The 17,438-nt window shown below is 66.1% G+C and carries 19 protein-coding genes; 11 read left to right on the forward strand and 8 right to left on the reverse strand.

Features of this window, described 5'->3' with window-relative positions; translation table 11 throughout:
- Positions 1–21 precede the first annotated feature (21 nt).
- The gene (locus CAG33_RS07260; protein ID WP_085580034.1) at positions 22–783 is read right to left on the reverse strand and encodes a hypothetical protein; all 762 of its coding nucleotides are present in this window, start codon (positions 781–783) and stop codon (positions 22–24) included.
- A gap of 24 nt (positions 784–807) precedes the next feature.
- Positions 808–2,283: an alkaline phosphatase D family protein gene (locus tag CAG33_RS07265; protein ID WP_085580032.1), complete on the reverse strand. Its 1,476-nt coding sequence runs from the start codon at positions 2,281–2,283 to the stop codon at positions 808–810.
- A 434-nt stretch (positions 2,284–2,717) separates the two neighbouring features.
- Here CAG33_RS07265 and CAG33_RS07270 point away from each other — a divergent pair, with 434 nt between their 5' ends.
- Together CAG33_RS07270 and CAG33_RS07275 are read left to right on the forward strand one after the other, a co-directional pair.
- Positions 2,718–4,664 carry a DNA topoisomerase III gene (locus CAG33_RS07270; protein ID WP_085580030.1) on the forward strand — a complete coding sequence of 649 codons (1,947 nt, stop codon included), beginning with the start codon at positions 2,718–2,720 and terminating at the stop codon, positions 4,662–4,664.
- Positions 4,665–4,708: 44 nt separating this feature from the next.
- Positions 4,709–5,212: a GNAT family N-acetyltransferase gene (locus CAG33_RS07275; protein ID WP_085637539.1), complete on the forward strand. Its 504-nt coding sequence runs from the start codon at positions 4,709–4,711 to the stop codon at positions 5,210–5,212.
- 13 nt (positions 5,213–5,225) lie between these two features.
- Here CAG33_RS07275 and CAG33_RS28190 read toward each other — a convergent pair whose 3' ends face one another.
- Complete coding sequence (locus CAG33_RS28190; protein ID WP_085580026.1) at positions 5,226–5,597, reverse strand: hypothetical protein; 372 nt, start codon at positions 5,595–5,597, stop codon at positions 5,226–5,228.
- A 127-nt stretch (positions 5,598–5,724) separates the two neighbouring features.
- Here CAG33_RS28190 and CAG33_RS07280 point away from each other — a divergent pair, with 127 nt between their 5' ends.
- Complete coding sequence (locus CAG33_RS07280; protein WP_085580111.1) at positions 5,725–6,054, forward strand: hypothetical protein; 330 nt, start codon at positions 5,725–5,727, stop codon at positions 6,052–6,054.
- A 30-nt stretch (positions 6,055–6,084) separates the two neighbouring features.
- Here the strand turns inward: CAG33_RS07280 and CAG33_RS07285 are convergent, their stop codons facing one another.
- Both CAG33_RS07285 and cynR read right to left on the reverse strand, forming a co-directional pair.
- Entirely contained in the window at positions 6,085–7,146 is a 1,062-nt protein-coding gene (locus CAG33_RS07285; protein WP_085637542.1) for an MBL fold metallo-hydrolase, read from the reverse strand.
- Between the two features lie 46 nt (positions 7,147–7,192).
- Complete coding sequence (gene cynR, locus CAG33_RS07290; protein ID WP_085637545.1) at positions 7,193–8,074, reverse strand: transcriptional regulator CynR; 882 nt, start codon at positions 8,072–8,074, stop codon at positions 7,193–7,195.
- Positions 8,075–8,192: 118 nt separating this feature from the next.
- On the opposite strand from cynR, the gene cynS reads away from it, so the two are divergent.
- From cynS to CAG33_RS07310, 4 genes are all read left to right on the forward strand, one after another.
- Entirely contained in the window at positions 8,193–8,660 is a 468-nt protein-coding gene (gene cynS, locus CAG33_RS07295; RefSeq protein ID WP_085580022.1) for a cyanase, read from the forward strand.
- Positions 8,661–8,742: 82 nt separating this feature from the next.
- Complete coding sequence (locus CAG33_RS07300) at positions 8,743–8,979, forward strand: DUF2790 domain-containing protein (protein WP_085580020.1); 237 nt, start codon at positions 8,743–8,745, stop codon at positions 8,977–8,979.
- A gap of 12 nt (positions 8,980–8,991) precedes the next feature.
- The gene (locus CAG33_RS07305) at positions 8,992–9,651 is read left to right on the forward strand and encodes a carbonic anhydrase (protein ID WP_085580018.1); all 660 of its coding nucleotides are present in this window, start codon (positions 8,992–8,994) and stop codon (positions 9,649–9,651) included.
- A 171-nt stretch (positions 9,652–9,822) separates the two neighbouring features.
- Positions 9,823–10,599 (forward strand): alpha/beta fold hydrolase, encoded by a 777-nt coding sequence (locus tag CAG33_RS07310; RefSeq protein WP_085580016.1) that lies wholly within the window; start codon positions 9,823–9,825, stop codon positions 10,597–10,599.
- Positions 10,600–10,647: 48 nt separating this feature from the next.
- On the opposite strand, the gene CAG33_RS07315 is transcribed toward CAG33_RS07310, so the two are convergent.
- Positions 10,648–12,150 (reverse strand): aldehyde dehydrogenase family protein, encoded by a 1,503-nt coding sequence (locus tag CAG33_RS07315; protein ID WP_085637548.1) that lies wholly within the window; start codon positions 12,148–12,150, stop codon positions 10,648–10,650.
- Between the two features lie 186 nt (positions 12,151–12,336).
- The gene (gene glsB, locus CAG33_RS07320; RefSeq protein ID WP_085580012.1) at positions 12,337–13,245 is read right to left on the reverse strand and encodes a glutaminase B; all 909 of its coding nucleotides are present in this window, start codon (positions 13,243–13,245) and stop codon (positions 12,337–12,339) included.
- 418 nt (positions 13,246–13,663) lie between these two features.
- Between glsB and CAG33_RS07325 the strand changes: the two genes are divergently transcribed.
- On the forward strand, positions 13,664–13,861 hold the full coding sequence (locus CAG33_RS07325) for a hypothetical protein (RefSeq protein ID WP_085580010.1): 198 nt from the start codon (positions 13,664–13,666) through the stop codon (positions 13,859–13,861).
- Between the two features lie 59 nt (positions 13,862–13,920).
- The gene (locus CAG33_RS07330) at positions 13,921–14,436 is read left to right on the forward strand and encodes a DoxX family protein (protein WP_085580009.1); all 516 of its coding nucleotides are present in this window, start codon (positions 13,921–13,923) and stop codon (positions 14,434–14,436) included.
- A gap of 2 nt (positions 14,437–14,438) precedes the next feature.
- Here CAG33_RS07330 and CAG33_RS07335 read toward each other — a convergent pair whose 3' ends face one another.
- Complete coding sequence (locus CAG33_RS07335) at positions 14,439–16,067, reverse strand: murein L,D-transpeptidase (RefSeq protein WP_085633953.1); 1,629 nt, start codon at positions 16,065–16,067, stop codon at positions 14,439–14,441.
- A 148-nt stretch (positions 16,068–16,215) separates the two neighbouring features.
- Here CAG33_RS07335 and CAG33_RS07340 point away from each other — a divergent pair, with 148 nt between their 5' ends.
- Both CAG33_RS07340 and CAG33_RS07345 read left to right on the forward strand, forming a co-directional pair.
- Positions 16,216–16,941, forward strand: a complete 726-nt coding sequence (locus CAG33_RS07340; RefSeq protein WP_085580005.1) for a murein L,D-transpeptidase catalytic domain family protein — start codon at positions 16,216–16,218, stop codon at positions 16,939–16,941.
- A gap of 232 nt (positions 16,942–17,173) precedes the next feature.
- Positions 17,174–17,431: a DUF2790 domain-containing protein gene (locus tag CAG33_RS07345; RefSeq protein ID WP_085580003.1), complete on the forward strand. Its 258-nt coding sequence runs from the start codon at positions 17,174–17,176 to the stop codon at positions 17,429–17,431.
- The last annotated feature ends 7 nt before the right edge of the window (positions 17,432–17,438 follow it).

A 17,438-nucleotide genomic window follows, 5' to 3' on the forward strand; every position in this document is an offset into this window, starting at 1 on the left:
TTCACCTCAGTTGCCGTCGGCTCACTTGCCGTCGTGGATGTTGTAGTCGTGCGGCGCGGTGTACCGACCCTTGGGCGGCGCCACGTTGTTCTTGGTGAAGTATTCGTACCAGTACATCGCCGTCGCCCAGATCGCTTCGGGGCTGGAGGCGCGCGATTCGAGGCCGGGCGTGAGGTCCAGGCCGGTGGCCGCGTAGAGGGTTTCCAGCATGCAGGCCGTAGGCAGCCCGATGCCGTCGTGGATCGGGTTGGGCGTGCGCGCCACGCCCCAGGAAAACGCCAGCCAACGCACGACGTGCTCAAGCGCATCGACATAGGCCCGGCCCTTCTCGAACAGTTCGCGCTTGCTCAGCACGTCCTCCTGCGAACGGGGCCAGGCGATCACGGCGATGTTTTTCCAGCGGCCCTCGTCCGCCAGCAGCTGCACCGGGGACTCCACCACACCGTTGCGCTCGGTGGCGAACACGCCGCCTTCGGGCTGGAACAACGGCACGTGCAGGATCGTCGAGTGCGCCACGCCCTTGGGCGACAGTTTCAGGAAGGCTGACGTTGACCAGTAGGACGGCAGCAGGTCAAAGCGCAAGTGCGACTGGCCGGTGCGCAAGCGCCAGGCCATCGTGTCGTTGGCGCCGGCCAGCAGCACATAGGACTGGTCGGGATTCTTCTTGTCCGCCAGCTCGCCGACGGCGCGCTCCAGCCAGCCGACGTTGTCTTCCTTGGCCTTGCGCTTGAAGGTGCTGATCTGCGGGTTGGACCGCGCGACCTCTGTGAATTTGACGGGCATGTCGGTTCTCCATGAACGGGGTCATCAGGCATTGAGCAACGTGAAAGGGCCGGCGGACGACGCCGGCGTGGGTGGCGCGGTGATCGGGTAGTAGGTGACCTTCAGTTCCACGCCGAACCCTGAACGGGAAAACTCCACCAGCGCGACATGGTTGCCCCGCCAGCCCTGCGGCCGCGTCGGCTCGTCCGGCCGGAACGCCTTGTTGCCGAAAGAGGCCGGGGCCTTTTCGGGATCGGAGTGCAACGGCCATTGCTGGCGGTCGCCGAAGATGCCGTGCAGGAAGTCGCCCGCCTTGGCCAGTTGATCCACCACCGGCGTCGGCACCAGGCTGGTGGGCGAGCAGACCACCTCGGTCAGGCAGGTGCGCGAGGTCTTCATGTTGCTGGCCTGCATCACCCGGCTCCAGTGCACGTCGCCGGTGAGGAACACCACCTGGATGCCGTGCTGCCCCAACCGGTCGAGGGTGTCGATCATCATCTTGTACTGGACGCCGTAGTTGGCCAGCTCGGCGTCGCCCAGCTTGTCCATGAAGGCCGGCTGGGCCGACAGCGTCTGCCCGGTGGCCAGCACGCCGATGCGCGGCTGACCCTTGCCTTGGGAAGCGATCAGGTCATTGGCCCACAGCTTGAACGCGTTCTCGGCATCGATCGGCATCAGGCCCTGGGGGTGGTTGAAATCGGCCATGCGCTGGCTGCGCGTGTCGAGAAACAGCATGCTCAGCGGCTCGATGTCCAGGCGCAGGCTGGTCTGCGCCACGGTGCCGCCCTGCTGGTAGTCGGCGTACATCTCACGGGCGGCGTCGGCCCACAGGTTGACGCCGCCGGCGGGTGTCGGCGCGGTCTGGGTGCCGTTCTTCCAGAACTGGCTCCACGGGTAGTTGTTCCAGAACTCGTGATCGTCCGGCAGGCAAAAGGCCGGGGCCTTGCTCAGCCCTTGCTGGAGGCCGATGCCGCCGGTCATCTCCGAGAGCCAGTTGTGCCGGTACTTGCGCGAGATGGCCTGGCGCAGCGCGTCTTCGGTCTGGGGCATGGACTCCAGCGCCGGGGCATCGAGGTAGACCTGGTCGCCGGCGAACAGGGCCATGTCCGGCTTGACCGGCAGGCGTTGAATGAACCGGCCGACGTCCACCGCGTCGGTTTCGCAGCAGTAGCACGAGGCGAGCAGGATCTTGAAGCTGCCTTGCAACTTCGCCGGTACGCTGGCCGGCAACGAGGTCACCCGCAGGAAATACGGCGTGAAACCGGCCCCGGCGTCGACCCGGACGGGGTGCTCGACCCCGGCGCCCAGCGCCTTGAAGGTGAACACCGCCTGAAAGTTGGAGTACGGGTTGCCCGGCTTGCGGTCACGGATCGGCGCAAACACGCCGGCAGCCACCGGCACGAAGGGTTGGGAACCGACCGTGAAACTGACGGTGGGCGGCTTGGGCACGTCAAACGCCCCCACCCACAGCTTGATCTCATCGGGCGCGCCGAGCAGGGGACGAGCGATCAGATAGGCCATGGCAACTCCTGGGCCGCGAGGCCGGAAGATCTGGGTGACAGGCAGAGTCCGCCAATGGCCGGGCGACGCTGGCGCAAGGAAGGATGCCGGAGGAAAGCACGGGAAACGCGGCTCGGCTGCATCATGCAAATGCCCTCTCCACTGGACGCTCCAAGGTGGCCGCGCCGCTTCACCGATGAAGCGGGCCGGGCCTGATCCATAAGGAGTCTCGTTCCGAGAATTCGCCGCAGGACACAGCCATCGAACGAAACGGGCTCCGCCGAAACCGTTCGGGGGCGCCCTGATTGCTCAGTTAAGCAACGGTCGGCAGGAACGCAAGGCGCGGCAACCTCCGGCAACACGAAGGCTGTACATCCATACAGATAAAAGTTGCCCATCGGCGCAACTCCAGCCATCCTGTGCGCCTCTTCGGACTTTGATCGACGACGGTGTCCATGCGGCTGTACCTCTGCGAAAAACCTTCCCAGGCGAAAGACATCGCCGCCGTGCTGGGCGCCAAGCGCCGGGGCGACGGCTGCTGGCTGGGAACGGACGTCACGGTGACCTGGTGCATCGGCCACCTGCTGGAGACCGCGCCGCCGGACGCCTACGACGCCCGCTACAAGCGCTGGGTGCTGGCGGACCTGCCGATCATCCCCGACCGCTGGAAAATGACCGTCAAGCCGCGCACCGCCAGCCAGTACAAGGCAGTGAAGCGCCTGCTCGGCGAGGCCAGCGAACTGGTCATCGCCACCGACGCCGACCGCGAGGGCGAAATGATCGCCCGCGAACTGGTGGAGCATTGCCGCTACCGCGGGCCGATCCGCCGCCTGTGGCTGTCGGCCCTGGACGAAGCCTCGATCCGCAAGGCCCTGGCCGCGCTCAAGCCGGGGGCCGAGACCTTCAGCCTCTATCACTCGGCGCTGGGACGCTCACGGGCCGACTGGCTGATCGGCATGAACATGAGCCGTCTGTTCACCCTGCTAGGCCGCCAATCGGGCTATCAGGGCGTGCTGCCGGTGGGCCGGGTGCAGACGCCGACCCTGCGCCTGGTGGTGGATCGCGACCGCAGCATCGCGGACTTCGTACCGGTGCCCTACTGGGCCATCGACGTGCAGTTGCTGCACGACGGCCTGCCGTTCACCGCCCAATGGCGCGCACCGTCCGATGCCTGCGACGACCAGGACCGCTGCCTGAACCAGGCGTTGGCGCAGCAGGCGGCCGACGCGATCCGCGGCGCCGCCAGCGCCCGGGTGGTGAAGCTGCGCACCGAACGCCTGCGGGAAGTGGCGCCCCTGCCCTTCGACCTGGGCACCTTGCAGGAAGTCTGCTCGAAGAAGCTCGGCCTCGGCGCCCAAGAGACCCTCGACGTCGCCCAGGCCCTCTACGAGACCTACAAGGTCATCACCTACCCGCGCAGCGACTGCGGCTACCTGCCCCTGAGCCAGCACGCCGAGGCACCGGGGATCCTGGCGGCGCTGCGTCAGGCCGACCCGAGCCTCGAAGCCCTGCACGGCCACCTGCAACCGCAACGCCGCTCCCGCGCCTGGAACGACGCCAAGGTCAGCGCCCACCACGGCATCATCCCCACCGCCGCCGCGAAAAACCTCGAACGGCTCACCGGCAAGCACCGCGCGGTGTACACCCTGATCCGCGCACGGTATCTGGCGCAGTTCCTGCCCGACCACGAATACGACCGCACCCAGGCGGATTTCGATTGCGCCGGCCAGGCCTTGCGCGCCGTCGGCAAACAGATCGTCGAGCCCGGCTGGAAACGCGCCTTGCCTGAAGCGCTGGCCGCGGCCAGGGGGCGCGAGGCACCGGCGCCGCAAACCTTGCCGGCGCTGAGCCAGGGCGACGACTGCACGGTGGCGGACGTGAAGCTCAAGGATCTGTGGACCCAGCCGCCCAAGCCCTACACCGAAGGCGACCTGATCAAGGCCATGAAGAACGTCGCCAAACTGGTGGAGGATCCACTGCTCAAGCAGAAACTCAAGGACACCACCGGCATCGGCACCGAAGCCACCCGCGCCTCGATCATTCAGGGCCTGCTGGACCGCGGTTACCTGGTGAAGAACGGCAAGGCACTGTCGGCGACGCCTGCGGCGTTCAGCCTGATCGACGCCGTGCCACGGGCCATCGCCGACCCCGGCACCACGGCGATCTGGGAACAGGCGCTGGACATGGTGCAGAGCGGCGAGATGAGCCTGGAAGAGTTCGTCACCAAACAGGCGGCCTGGATGAGCAAGCAAGTCACCCGCTGCGCCGGCCTGAGCCTGACCATCAGCGGCCCGCCGCCCTCCGGCAAGGCTGCGGCGCCGTGGAAGAAAAAACGCAAGAGCACCGGACGCAAAACCGCCGGCGCCGGAAGACGCACGGCAAAAGCGGCCGCCAAACCGTAAACCGCGCACTAGAGTGTCTGAAGCGATTGCCAGGAACCCGCGCCATGCCCAGCATCGAACTGCACGCCGCCCACCGCGACGACCACGACACCCTCGACAGCCTGATGCAGTTCTACCTGCACGACTTCAGCGAATGGCTGCCGCTGAAACTCGGAGAGAACGGGTTCTATCCCATCGGGCCGACGCTCGACTACTGGCGCCACCCCGCCACCCGCGCCTTCCTGATCCGGGTGGACAACGAACTGGCGGGGTTCATCAGCGTGGACGGCAACACACACCTCAAGGGCGCCGAGCACAACCTGGGCTATCTCTTCGTCTGCCGGCGCTGGCGTGGCCGAGGCGTCGCGCAATTTGTCGTCTCTGACCTCTTGAGCTGCATCCCCGGCCAATGGCAGATTTTCCACATCGACGCCAACCGCCCGGCACAGCGGTTCTGGGCCGAAGCCATTCCGGCGCTGAGCAGCGGCGCATTCACCTGCGAGCAACGCGTGATAGACGGCTACCCTTGCACCGTCTACGGCCTCCAAAGCCCCGCTCCCATGGCCTGAACTCCCCTTTTCCTCATTCCAAAACGACTTTGTCCGACAATATGTAGTGACCAAAAATAATCACTACAAAACCGTTGACGACGTCGTTCGGCTTTTGCATGATGCAGACGTCTCCCCGATCGGGAGCACTGGCAACACGCTTGAGCAAGCTCGTCTGACCGCCGAGTTGTTTTTTCCGGATACACGCTGCCCACAAGGCAGATTGAAGAAGCTGACCTGGCCTGAACGTCCAGTACAAGGACGGGAAACGCTGGCGAAAATTCTCAAGTCGCTTGTGGCGAACCCTGAAAAAGTCGTCAAGGAGCCTCCCGGTTTTCGCTGTTTCTCTTCGTTGTGACGCTATCGCGTAGCAGTTATTCAACACGACTACATGCAACAGACGCATGACCCCGTACTTATCACGGGCGACCGCTGACGTCCTGGTTTCGGTGCCAGGGATCAACTAACCGATGGGCTACCTGTATTAGCGAATCAACTTTGCAAGATCACCAAACTGGTCAAGGGGCATGAACATGAATCTGAACAATCAACCTACCATCGAAGAATTGGCTCGTCTTTTCGCAGCGAAGAAAGACACCCACGACAGCCATATCCTGTGGATCAGCAAGTCGGGGCAGGTACAGATCGACTGCCTGTCGCCCCACGCCGGTGAAGAAGAGTTCGACAAGAACAACCAGAACCTGCTGGCCCGCCTGAAGATGTACCGCCGCGGCCAGGGTTATGTCGGCAAGAAAGCCGCCGCCGACAAGGACTTCATCGGCAATGTCCTGCAGACGCTGAAACAGGCCTGGGACTCGATGCAGAACCAGACTGAGGCCCGGGTCATCGACCGCCTCTGCTGATCGGCGAACGCCATGAAAAACCGCTCCCCTTCAAGGGAGCGGTTTTTTTTCGGGCGCCGGAAAGCGCACCTCGGACAGCGGCGCCGGCAGCACGACCGGCACCTGCGGGCCGACCGTGGTCTGCACCACCCGGATCATCGAGCGCACATCCTGCCCGACCAACAGCCTCGGTTCATGGGGATCGTTGCCGAAGAAGTTTTCCCAATGGCCGATCAGCACCATCCGTGGCCTATGCCGCTCCAGCACCCGCTGCGGATAGTGGCGTACCTGTTTCCACGACGAGGCGCAGAGTATTTCAACGTCGACGCCCTTGCCGTCGGCCAGCGCCGGCATGTAGCCGAGCGGCGGCGTGGCCGCCGAATCCTGATAGTGGATGCGATAGACCGGGTACTTTCCGGCGTCGTCCATCAGGTCGATGACCCAGGCCAGGCTCTGGCCGGACTTCCACCGCCACAGCGACAGCTCGGGTTTCGTCAGGTCGGTGTGATAGTCGCCGGGCACCAGGTTCAGGCCGGCGACATGGCCGGCGTGTTCGCTTTGGATCGGCATCACCCGGATGCGGCCGCTGGGGGACGGGAACCATTGCCCCTCCTTCATCAGCGGGCCGGGCTCGCCGAAGCCTTTCAGTTTCGCCATGTCGTCTTGAACATCGACAACGGGAAACCGCTTCAGCTCATCGAACCCCTGGAGGATGTGCTTGACCGTCTCCGAACCGTAGATCGTCGCCTGAGGCGTGTACTTGCGGACGATGATCGGCACATCCAGCAGATGGTCGTAATGGCCATGCCCCACCAGCAGCATCCGCACGTCAGCGGCGTCGGGCACGTCGCGCATGGCGTCATCGATCTTGCGCTCATTGGCCAGCACCAGCGGCGAAGGCACGCCGCGCAGGCCGAACAGGCTGGGGTTGCTGAACGACGGCGCCAACATCAGGCCCTCGCCCTTCCAGTGCAGCAGCCACCCGCCGACACCGAGGAACTGGATCTTCGGCCCGGCAAGGTGGTGTTCGTCCGAGACCCGAAGGCCCTGATCCAGCGGATCCCGGGTGCAGCCCGTCAACACCATCAGCACGATCAGCACAATCACCGGCATCGCTGCATTCCTCCGTGAGGCTGTCCAAAGCCTAGCGGAGGAAGGCTCAGGCGTCAGGCGTCCCCTGCAGCAGGTTCATGAACGCCACCGACGCGGCGCTGTGGTAGTTGTTGCGGCGCCGCAACACCGCCGCTCCGCGCTCTGGCGCCTCGCCTTCGGCGCGGACCTTGTGCAGCCCCCGGTCCAGGGTCGCGATGGCCTCCGGCAGCATGGTCGCCATCGGCGTGTGGCGTATCACTTCCAGCAGCGTGCTCACGGAGTTGACCTCGATCTGCACCCGGGGGGAGATGCCCTGCCGGCGAAAGTATTCGTCGGTGGATTGGCGCGTGATGAACCCCGGCGCCAGCAAGGCGAAATCCAGCTGCGCCACCTCGTCCGGGCTCAGCGGCGACTCACGTCCGTACAGCGGATGGCCGCGCCCGACCATGATCCCCAACGTCTCGACGAATGCGGGAATGCACTCGATGTCGGGATGGCGCGCCGGTGCGAACGCGATCGCGATGTCCAGCGAGTCGTCCGCCAGCCCCGCCTCGATGTCGTCCATCGACAGCTCGAAGATCTCCAGGTGAATGCCGGGAAACCGCGCCGCGAAATCCCGCACCAGCGGCCCGACCAGGTACGCCATGAACGTCGGGGTCATGGCCAGGCGCAAGGTGCCGCGGGTCAGGTCCTTGACGTCATGCAGCGCCCGCTTGCCCGCCTCCAGCTCCACCAGCACCCGCCGCGCGCATTCGATGTAGGCCAGGCCGGCGTCGGTGGGGCGGACCGTGCGCGAGGTGCGGTCGAACAGCGTCACGCCGAGGCTGTCCTCCAGTTGGCGGATCTGTTGCGACAGGGTCGGCTGCGACACGTGCAGCGCCTCCGCCGCGCGGGTGAAGCCGCCGTGGTCGGCCACGGCCAGCAGGTAACGCAGATGTCGCAGCAGCATGGGCACACCATCTATAGGCAGGACTTATGCAAAGCATTGTATATCGATCTTGGACGCTATTGATCGATCGGCGCAAGATCGCTTCCACACCCAAGCCAACCCCGAAAGGAGTGACACCATGCAACAGTCCCACGCCTACAACGACACCAGCCTGGCCCTGACCACCCGCGTCCTCGACGCCAAGGCCCGCAAAGACCTGTCGTGGCAGGACCTGGCCGACGACACCGGCCTGAGCCTGGCCTACGTCACCGCCGCCCTGCTCGGCCAGCACCCGCTGCCGGCGGCCGCCGCGCAGACCGTCGGCGACAAGCTGGAACTGGACGCCGCCGACGTCGCCGCCCTGCAGGTCATCCCGCTGCGCGGCAGCCTGAGCGGCGTGCCGACCGACCCGACCATCTACCGCTTCTACGAGATGATCCAGATCTACGGCACCACCCTCAAAGCCCTGGTCCACGAGCAGTTCGGCGACGGCATCATCAGCGCGATCAACTTCAAGCTCGACATCAAGAAAGTCGAAGACCCAGAAGGCGGCTCCCGCGCCGTGGTCACCCTCGACGGCAAGTTCCTGCCGCTGCGTCCGTTCTGATCCACCCGGCCCGCACCCGGCGTGCGGGCCTCCCCTACCCCGATAGCCGACACCGTCACACCACTTGTCTGGAGGCTGCCCCATGCAAAAGATTCCGTTGCTCCTCGCCCTGCTCGCCGGTCTTGCCGCCCAGGCCCAGGCCGATGAAGAAGCCGTCGCCTACCGCTACGGCATGGCGCTGGACATTGCCCAGGTCGTGAGCGTCACCCCGGTCGCGGACATCTGCGGCGTGGTGCCCGTCGAGATGACCTACCTCGATTCACACGGCGACAAACACATCCTTCAATACAGCGAATTCGGCACCGGCTGCTCCAACTGAGAGGACGACACCATGAAAAACCTGATCGAAGGCTTCCTGAAATTCCAGAGCGAAGCGTTTCCGCAACGCACCGAACTGTTCAAGCACCTGGCCACCACCCAACAGCCCGGCACGCTGTTCATCACCTGTTCCGACAGCCGCGTGGTGCCGGAACTGCTGACCCAGCAAGAACCCGGCGAGCTGTTCGTGATCCGCAACGCCGGCAACATCGTGCCCTCCTACAGCCCGCACCCGGGCGGGGTATCGGCCACGGTGGAGTACGCGGTGGCCGTGCTCGGCGTCACCGACATCGTCGTCTGCGGCCACTCCGACTGCGGCGCGATGACCGCCATCGCCCAATGCAAATGCATGGATCACCTGCCCGCCGTCAGCGGCTGGCTGCAGCACGCCGAGTCGGCGAAGGTGGTCAACGAGTCCCGGCCCCATGCCGATGACGCGGCGAAGCTGAGTTCGATGGTGCGGGAGAACGTGATCGCGCAACTGGCGAACATCCAGACCCACCCCAGCGTGCGCTTGGCCCAGGAAAAAGGCCTGCTCAACCTGCACGGTTGGGTCTACGACATCGAGACCGGCTCCGTCGACGCCCTCGGCAGCGACCGCCGCACGTTCGTGTCGCTGGCCGAGCACCCGGCCACCTGCGCGATACCGGCCACGTCCGCCGCAGCCGCCTGAACCCGACGCCCCGAACCCTTCGGGGCGTTCGCTTTGTATCGCTCTGTAGCCTGCGCGCCCCCAGACACAGTTCAACGCATCCACGGCGGGAGCCCGACACATCGCCGATACAGCCAGCGCCTTCAATAGGCCTGAACGCGGTATCCCTCCTCCCGACACAAGGAACACACGATGAACAAGTGGTTTGCAGGACTTGCCCTCACCGCCGCCATGGCCGGCGCCGCCTCGGCCATGGCCGCCGACGCCAAGCCCACCGTCGTACTGGTGCACGGCGCCTTCGCCGACTCCAGCAGCTGGAACGGCGTGGTGAAGATTCTGGAAAAGGACGGCTATCCGGTGGTGGCCGCCGCCAACCCGCTGCGCTCCGTCAAGGGCGACGCGCAATCGGTGGCCGATGTGCTGGCCGGGATCAAGTCGCCGGTGGTGCTGGTCGGCCACTCCTACGGGGGACCTGTGATCAGCGCGGCGGCCTACGGCAACGCCAACGTCAAGGCACTGGTCTACGTCGCCGCGTTTGCCCCCGAGGCGGGCGAAACCGTGGCCGGGCTGGCCGGCCGTTTCCCCGGCAGCACCCTCGGCCCGACCCTCGCCCCGCCCGTGGCCTTGAAGGACGGCGGCAAGGATCTGTACATCCAGCAGGACAAGTTCCACGACCAGTTCGCCGCCGACGTGCCGAACGCCGACGCGAAACTGATGGCCGCCACCCAACGCCCGATCACCGAAGCGGCGCTGAACGAGGCGTCGGGCGAGCCGGCGTGGAAGTCGATCCCGTCGTGGTTCGTGTACGGCGACAAGGACAAGAACATTCCGCCCCAGGCGCTGGCGTTCATGGCCGAACGGGCCCACGCCCGGCAGACCGTGGTGGTCAAAGGCGCGTCCCATGTGGTGATGGTGTCGAATCCGAAAACCGTGGCCAGCCTGATCGAAGCGGCCGCCACCGCGAAGTGAAACGAAAAGGCCGCGCCCGTCATCCCGACGGGCGCGGCCTTTTGCCGTTCAGCGTTTGACGCCCAGGTCGACCTGGGTCATGCGGCTGCGCACGGTGAACACACCGTCGCCGGACAGGATCGCGCTGCGGGCGAACAGGCGTCCGCTCTCCCAGTTCGAAAGCCCCAGTTCCGGCTTGTTCAGCGCGTATTGGCCATCGACCCAGCGGGTGATGCCGTTGCCCACGAACGGCGCGTTGACCGCACTGTAGAAGCGCTGCTGTTCGGCGACGTTCTCACTGATCAGCGACACGGTGAACTGCGGGCTGTAGCGGTTGAACAAGGCAATCGCCTGGTCCAGGCCGTCGACGATCATCAGGCTGGTTTCCGGGGTCTCTTCCCATTCCCACTCGCGGCCCAGCTGCGCCTCGGGCAGCGCTTCAGCCTGGGCCTCGGTTTTGTAGCCTTCGGCGCGGTAGACCTCGACCGTCGCGTTGCGCCACTCATCCGGCAGGCATCCTTCACTGCCCTCGACGATGTGCAGCTTGCAGGCCTGACCGCGCGCGGCGCCGGCCTGTCGCAGCGCATCGAGGAACAGCGGCACCAGTTCGGCGGCGCGCTCGCGGTGGATCAGGCAGACGTTGAGGGTGTTGCAGACCTTGCGGTCCAGCGAGTTGCGCACCACCGCCGCGAAACGTTCGGCGTCGGCCTCCCGGTCGGCGATCAGCCACGCGCCGCCGGTGCCGTGCAGGCTGACGGCGGTGCCGGCCTGCTGGGCGATGCTGCCCAACTGGCTGACCGCCCGGCCCGAACCCCGGGCCACCGCCAGCGACAGGCGCCGGTCGGCGAACATCGCCCAGCCGGCGGCGTGGTTGACGCTTTCCACCAGCGACACCGCACCGGCCGGCAGACCGGCATCGGCCAGCGCCGGGTTCAGCGCATGGGCGACGATGGCTTGCGCGGTGCCCAGCGCATCGCTGCCGATCCGCAGCACGGCGGTGTTGCCGGTGCGCAGTACGCCGGCCGCGTCGGCGAACACGTTCGGGCGGCCTTCGAACACGAAGGCGACGATGCCCAGCGGCGACACCACTTGCTCCACTTTCCAGCCGTCGTGCTCGACGCAGCTGATGACTTGGCCACGGGTGGCCGGCGCATCGCGCCAGGCCCGCAGGCCGGCGATCATGTCGCGGCGCATGCGCTCGTCGGCCAGCAGGCGCGTAGTGGAACGGCCGCGGGCCTTGGCCCTTTCGATGTCGGCCAGGTTGGCCGCTTCGATCAGGACCCAGCACTCGGCGGACTCCAGGCGTTGGGCGAACAGGTCGAAGAAGCGGCCGATGGCTTCGTCCGACACCGAAGACAATGCGCTGAAGGCAGCGGCGGCGCGTTCGATCGCCACCGCCGCCGCTTGCTGGTCGGCCACGGGAATCAGCAGCAGCTCACCGCTGACCTGCTCCACGAGCAGGTGGTCACCGGGTCGGAAACGCTCAGCCAGTTCGGGGCTGACCACGGTGACGCGGTTGCCGGCGAAAGGGATGGGCGTGCCAGCGACGAGACGTTCGAGCGCGAGAGACATGAAGCGGATTCACCATAGGAATGAGCGGGCAAAAAATGTATAGGAAGGCCCGCCACCAAGGCAACCCACAGAACCCTGTGGGAGCGAGCCTGCTCGCGATGGCGTCAGGTCAGCCGGCCCCTATGTCCCTGGCCCACCGCCATCGCGAGCAGGCTCGCTCCTACACTCGGCGAATGGCTGTGCCGGTCAGAACACCGACCAGCCGATCCGCGCGCTGAGCATCTCCAGCGCCGCCATGCCTGCCAGCGAGTTGCCCGCCGTGTTGAGCTCGGGCGACCACACGCACACCGTGAACTGCCCCGGCACCACCGCGACGATGCCGCCGCCCACGCCGCTCTTGCCCGGCAGGCCGACGCGGTAGGCGAAGTTGCCGGCCTCGTCGTACAGGCCGCTGGTGGCCATGATCGAGTTGACTTGCTGGGTCTGGCGGCGGGTCAGGATCTGTTCGCCGCTGTGCTTGCAGAAGCCATCGTTGGCCAGGAAGCAGAACGCGCGGGCCAGGTCGATGCAGCTCATGCGCAGCGCGCAGTGGCTGAAGTAGCTGCGCAGCACCGCCTCGACGTCGTTGTGGAAATTGCCGAACGACTGCATCAGGTACGCCATCGCTGCGTTGCGGGCGCGGTGCTGGTATTCGGACTCGGCGACCTTGCCGTCCACCATCACCTGAGGGTTGCCCGACAGCCGCCGGACGAAATCGCGCATCGACAGCGCCGGCGCGGCGAAGCGCGACTGGTTGATGTCGCAGATCACCAGCGCCCCGGCGTTGATGAACGGGTTGCGCGGCCGCCCGCGCTCGAACTCCAGCTGCACCAGCGAGTTGAACGGCTGGCCGGAGGGCTCGTGGCCCAGGCGTTCCCAGATCGCCTCGCCGGAATGCTCGATGGCCTGCACCAGGCTGAACACCTTGGAGATGCTCTGCACCGAGAACGGTGTGTCGGCGTCGCCGGCGCAGTACATTTCGCCGTCGTTGCCGTACACGGCGATGCCCAGTTGATTGGCCGGCACGGTGCCGAGGGCGGGAATGTAGTCAGCCACCTTGCCTTGCCCGATCAGGGGCCGGACAGCGTCAAGGATCTCGTTCAACAGCGCTTGCATGCCGGGTTCCGAAGTCTCGCCCCGTGGGATCGCGGGGACACCGTGGCTAGACGCTGCGGACCGCTGCCGGATCACAGCGCCCGATCAAATCCCTGTCCCGGTCAGTGCGGCGGTGGCTGTACCGGCCTCATCGTCGGATCGCCGCCCGGAACAAGCCCGCTCCCACGGTGCTTGGGTTGAACCCAACATCTGTGAACGACTCGGAACCTGTGGGAGCGGGCTTGCCCGCGATGAGGCCCGCACGGTCAAGCACACCCAGGTCTGTATCGCAGTGTGTACCGCCTCGCAGCAGACACACGGCGCCCACACTTTCGCCTCTGCGCGACACATCGCCGATACACCCCGGCGTTCAAATGAACCTGTCGACCGGCACTGCCGGTCAAGCCTTTCAAACCACTCGATACGTCGGAGAACCACCATGACTCAGCTCTCGAAAAAGTCCCTCGCCCTCGGCCTGCTGATCGCCTCGGGCCTGGCCCTGTCCAACGCCGCTTCGGCCTCCGAGGCCTTCAGCGTCAAGCAACTGGATCACGGCTACAGCCAGGCCAAGGCCGACGCCACGGAAAAGTCGTCGGAAGGCAAATGCGGCGAAGGCAAGTGCGGCGCCGGCGAATGACGCCCGGCACGGGGCACGCCGTTGCCCCGTTTCCCCTGTAAACCATGGAGCGTTTGATCATGACCCCCTCTCTTTCCTCCGCCGTCAAAGGCCTGCACCTGAACCTCGACCGCGCCGGCCAATGGCTCGCGCCGCTGACGCTGCGGCTGTTCATCGCCTGGGAATTCTTCGAATCGGGCCTGGAGAAGTTCAACGGCCAGAACTGGTTCGAAGACATCCAGGATCGGTTCCCCTTCCCCTTCGACCATCTGCCGGCGACCCTGAACTGGGAACTGTCGATGTGGGCCGAGCTGATCGGCGCGCTGGCGATCCTGATCGGCCTCGGCACACGCTTCTCGGCGGTCTCGCTGATCGTGGTGACCGTGGTCGCCACCGCCGCCGTGCACTGGCCGGCGGACTGGTCGTCGCTGAGCGAACTGGCCCAAGGCTACGCGATCACCAACAAGGGCTTCGGCAACTTCAAGCTGCCGGCCATTTACCTGGCGGCGCTGCTGCCGCTGGTGTTCGCCGGGGCCGGCAAGCTCAGCGTGGATGCGTGGCTGGCCAGGGTGTTCTGGCGGCGCCACGCCCGCTGAGGTCAGTGCGCCCGGTCCAGCCCCGCCAGCAGCGCGCTGTCGCGGCTGTAGATGTCCGGCGCGTAGAGCACGCGCCCGTGGCTGTCGACCTGGGCGGTCCAGTAGGTCATCAGGATCGGCACCGGGTTGGCCAGGCGGAATTCGTGGGTGGTGCCGGTGGCCAGCAAGGTATCGGTGCGCGCCTTTTCCGCCGGGCTGAGCAGCAGGTCGCGCAGCTTCATCGGATGCTCGACCCGCACGCAACCGGAGCTGAACGCCCGCGGCCCCTTGTCGAACAGCGCCTTGCTCGGCGTGTCGTGCAGGTACACCGAGAACGGGTTGGGGAAGCGGATGACCATCTGCCCCAACGGGTTGCGCGGCCCGGCGTCCTGGCGCAGGAGGATGTTGCCGGGGTTGTCCCAGTCGATGTCGGCGGCGGCCAGCGGCTGGCCGTTGGCGTCGAGCACTTGCAGGTTCTGGCGGCTGAGGAAGGTCTGGTCCTTGCGGATCTCCGGCAGCTTGTCTTCCTTCCAGATGGTCGGCGGCACGGTCCAGGTCGGGTTCAGGGTCAGCCGGGTGACCCGGGACTTGAGCAGCGGGGTCTGGCGTTCGGCGCGGCCGACCTGGGTGCGGGTCTGCCACACCGGCAGGCCGCCCTGGTACAGGGTCAGTTCGGCGGCGGCGACGTTGACCAGCAGGCCGTCCGGCTCCATGTCCTGGGCCAGCCAGCGGAAGCGTTCGAGGTTGACCCGCAACTGGTCACGGCGGGTCAGCGGGCTGATGTTGAGTTCGGCGATGGTGCCGGGGCCGACCACGCCGTCGGCCTGCAGCGAATGGTTGGCCTGGAAGCTCTTCACCGCCTCCACCAGCACGCCGTCGTAGGCGTTGCCCGGCGTACCGGCCGCGCTGTGCAGGTAGCCTTCGCTGTACAGGCGCTGAGCGAGTTCCGGCACGCGCTTGTCCGCCATGTCCGGGCGCAGCAGCGGCCCGTTGCTCACGGGCCCCCAATGCGGCAAGGCTTGCTGGCGCTGGGCGGCGTAGAGGTGACGCAGGTCCCGGTACTGCGCCAGGCGCGGACGGGCGCGGTCGAACGCCGCCGCGATGTCGTGCATGCCCGGCACGGCGATGTCCAGCAGTTCGGCCTGCCGGTCGCGGGGCGTGTCGTCGGCATGCCACAGAGGTTCGAAGTGCGATTGCAGCAGGCGGCCGTAATGCAGGTCCTGCAGGGCTTGCAGGTAGTGGCGGCTGATGTCGATGTCGGCGCACAGGTCGCCGTCCTGGGGTACGCTGCCCGCCACCGGATAGCGTTGGGGATTGAGGCCGTCATCGGCCAGCAGTTGCAGTTGCGCATGCAATGTCGTGAGCCGCTCGCGGTCTGCCCACACGGGCAGCCAGTCCTGCTGCTGATAGAACGCCTGCAACTGCTGGAGCGCGGGGGCGTCGAGCCGGGCCGCCACGGCCGGACAGGCCTGGGGCAGGCTGACCAGCGACGCCTGCAACGGGCTCTGCACCGGCGCCGGCGCGGCCACCGGCGCATCGACCGTCACGTCCGCCGGCAACGTCGGCAGCCCCGGCAACGGCTCACCGGCACAAGCGACAAACGGCGCAGCGAGCAAACAAATGCTCAAGTAGCATGCATGTTTTTTGAACAACTGCTTTACTCCAATCCATGGCCGTCCTGAATGACGGTCAACCTTACATCAGGTGCGGTGAACAGTCAGGCCCGATTCCCGGGCTTGCGGGGGACGACTGGACGTCAGGAGCCTAGCCAGACAAGCAGCAAGTGAGGACTCTCTGTAAATGTTGACGACGTTTCGCCGACTTCTGCTGACTGCCATCGTCCCGGCCTTGATCGCCGCCTCGATGACCAGCCCAGCCATTGCCGCCGGCACTGCCCGGCCATCCCTCTACAACAGCCTCGCGCACGCCGCACCGGAACTCAATCCCCAGGCGCTGAAAGGTGCCCTGAACGCCATGCAGTGCGCGGTCAACAGCGGCGCCCGGCAATCGCGCCACCTGGCGATCATCGACTACTCGCAGCCGTCCACGGCCCGCCGCCTGTGGATCTTCGACCTCGCCCGCCGGAAACTGGTGCTGCGCGACCTGGTCGCCCACGGCTCCAACTCCGGGGAAAACTACGCCACCCAGTTCTCCAACCGCGAGGGCAGCTACCAGTCCAGCCTCGGGCTGTTCCGCACCCAGGAAAGCTACGAAGGCACCCACGGCTATTCGCTGCGCATGGACGGCCTGGAACCGGGCTTCAACGACATGGCCCGCGACCGCGCCATCGTGATCCACGCCGCCGACTACGTGAACCCGTTGTGGAGCCAACGCCAGGGCCGCATCGGCCGCAGCCAGGGCTGCCCGGCGGTGCGCCCGCAGGTGGCCAAGCGAGTGATCGACAGCCTGAAGGACGGCCAGTTCATGTTCTCCTGGTACCCCGACCAGCACTGGCTCAAGTCCTCGCCGTACCTCAACTGCCAGCCGCAGCAGGTCGCCGGGATCATCAGCTCCGCCGGCAACTGATCCCTGCATCATTGGAGCCCTGCACAATCCCCTGCGGGCGCCAGACTGCTGACGATAGCGCCAGCGAACGCACCGCAGAACCGGCCAAGACCGTCGCTCACGCCGACCTTCTCGACCACCGTTTCATTACAGCTTTGTAATCAAGCTGTCGGTTTGCCGAGCGGATCGCCCGGTAGCCTGAAGTTGTCCCGGCACCTGTGCCGACCCACTTCACGCACCGAGCGACCCCATCATGAAAACCCTGATCCTCGCCTTCGCCGCCCTCCTCGCCACCGGTTCCGCGTTCGCCGCGCCTGCGCCGGAACCGACCGTGATCCACGACCAAAGCGGCTTCTTCGTTCATCTGGATATCGACAAAGTCCTGTCCAGCACCGATATTTCCCAGGCCTGCGGCGTGATTCCGGCGCGGCTCAACTACCTCGACCACCAGGGCCGCGAACATGTGCTGGACTATCAGGTGCAAGGCAGCGGCTGCACCAATGACCATTGAGGCCAAA

This window comes from Pseudomonas sp. B3(2017) (assembly GCF_002113595.1).
In the GTDB taxonomy this organism is placed as follows: Bacteria; Pseudomonadota; Gammaproteobacteria; order Pseudomonadales; family Pseudomonadaceae; genus Aquipseudomonas; species Aquipseudomonas ekonensis.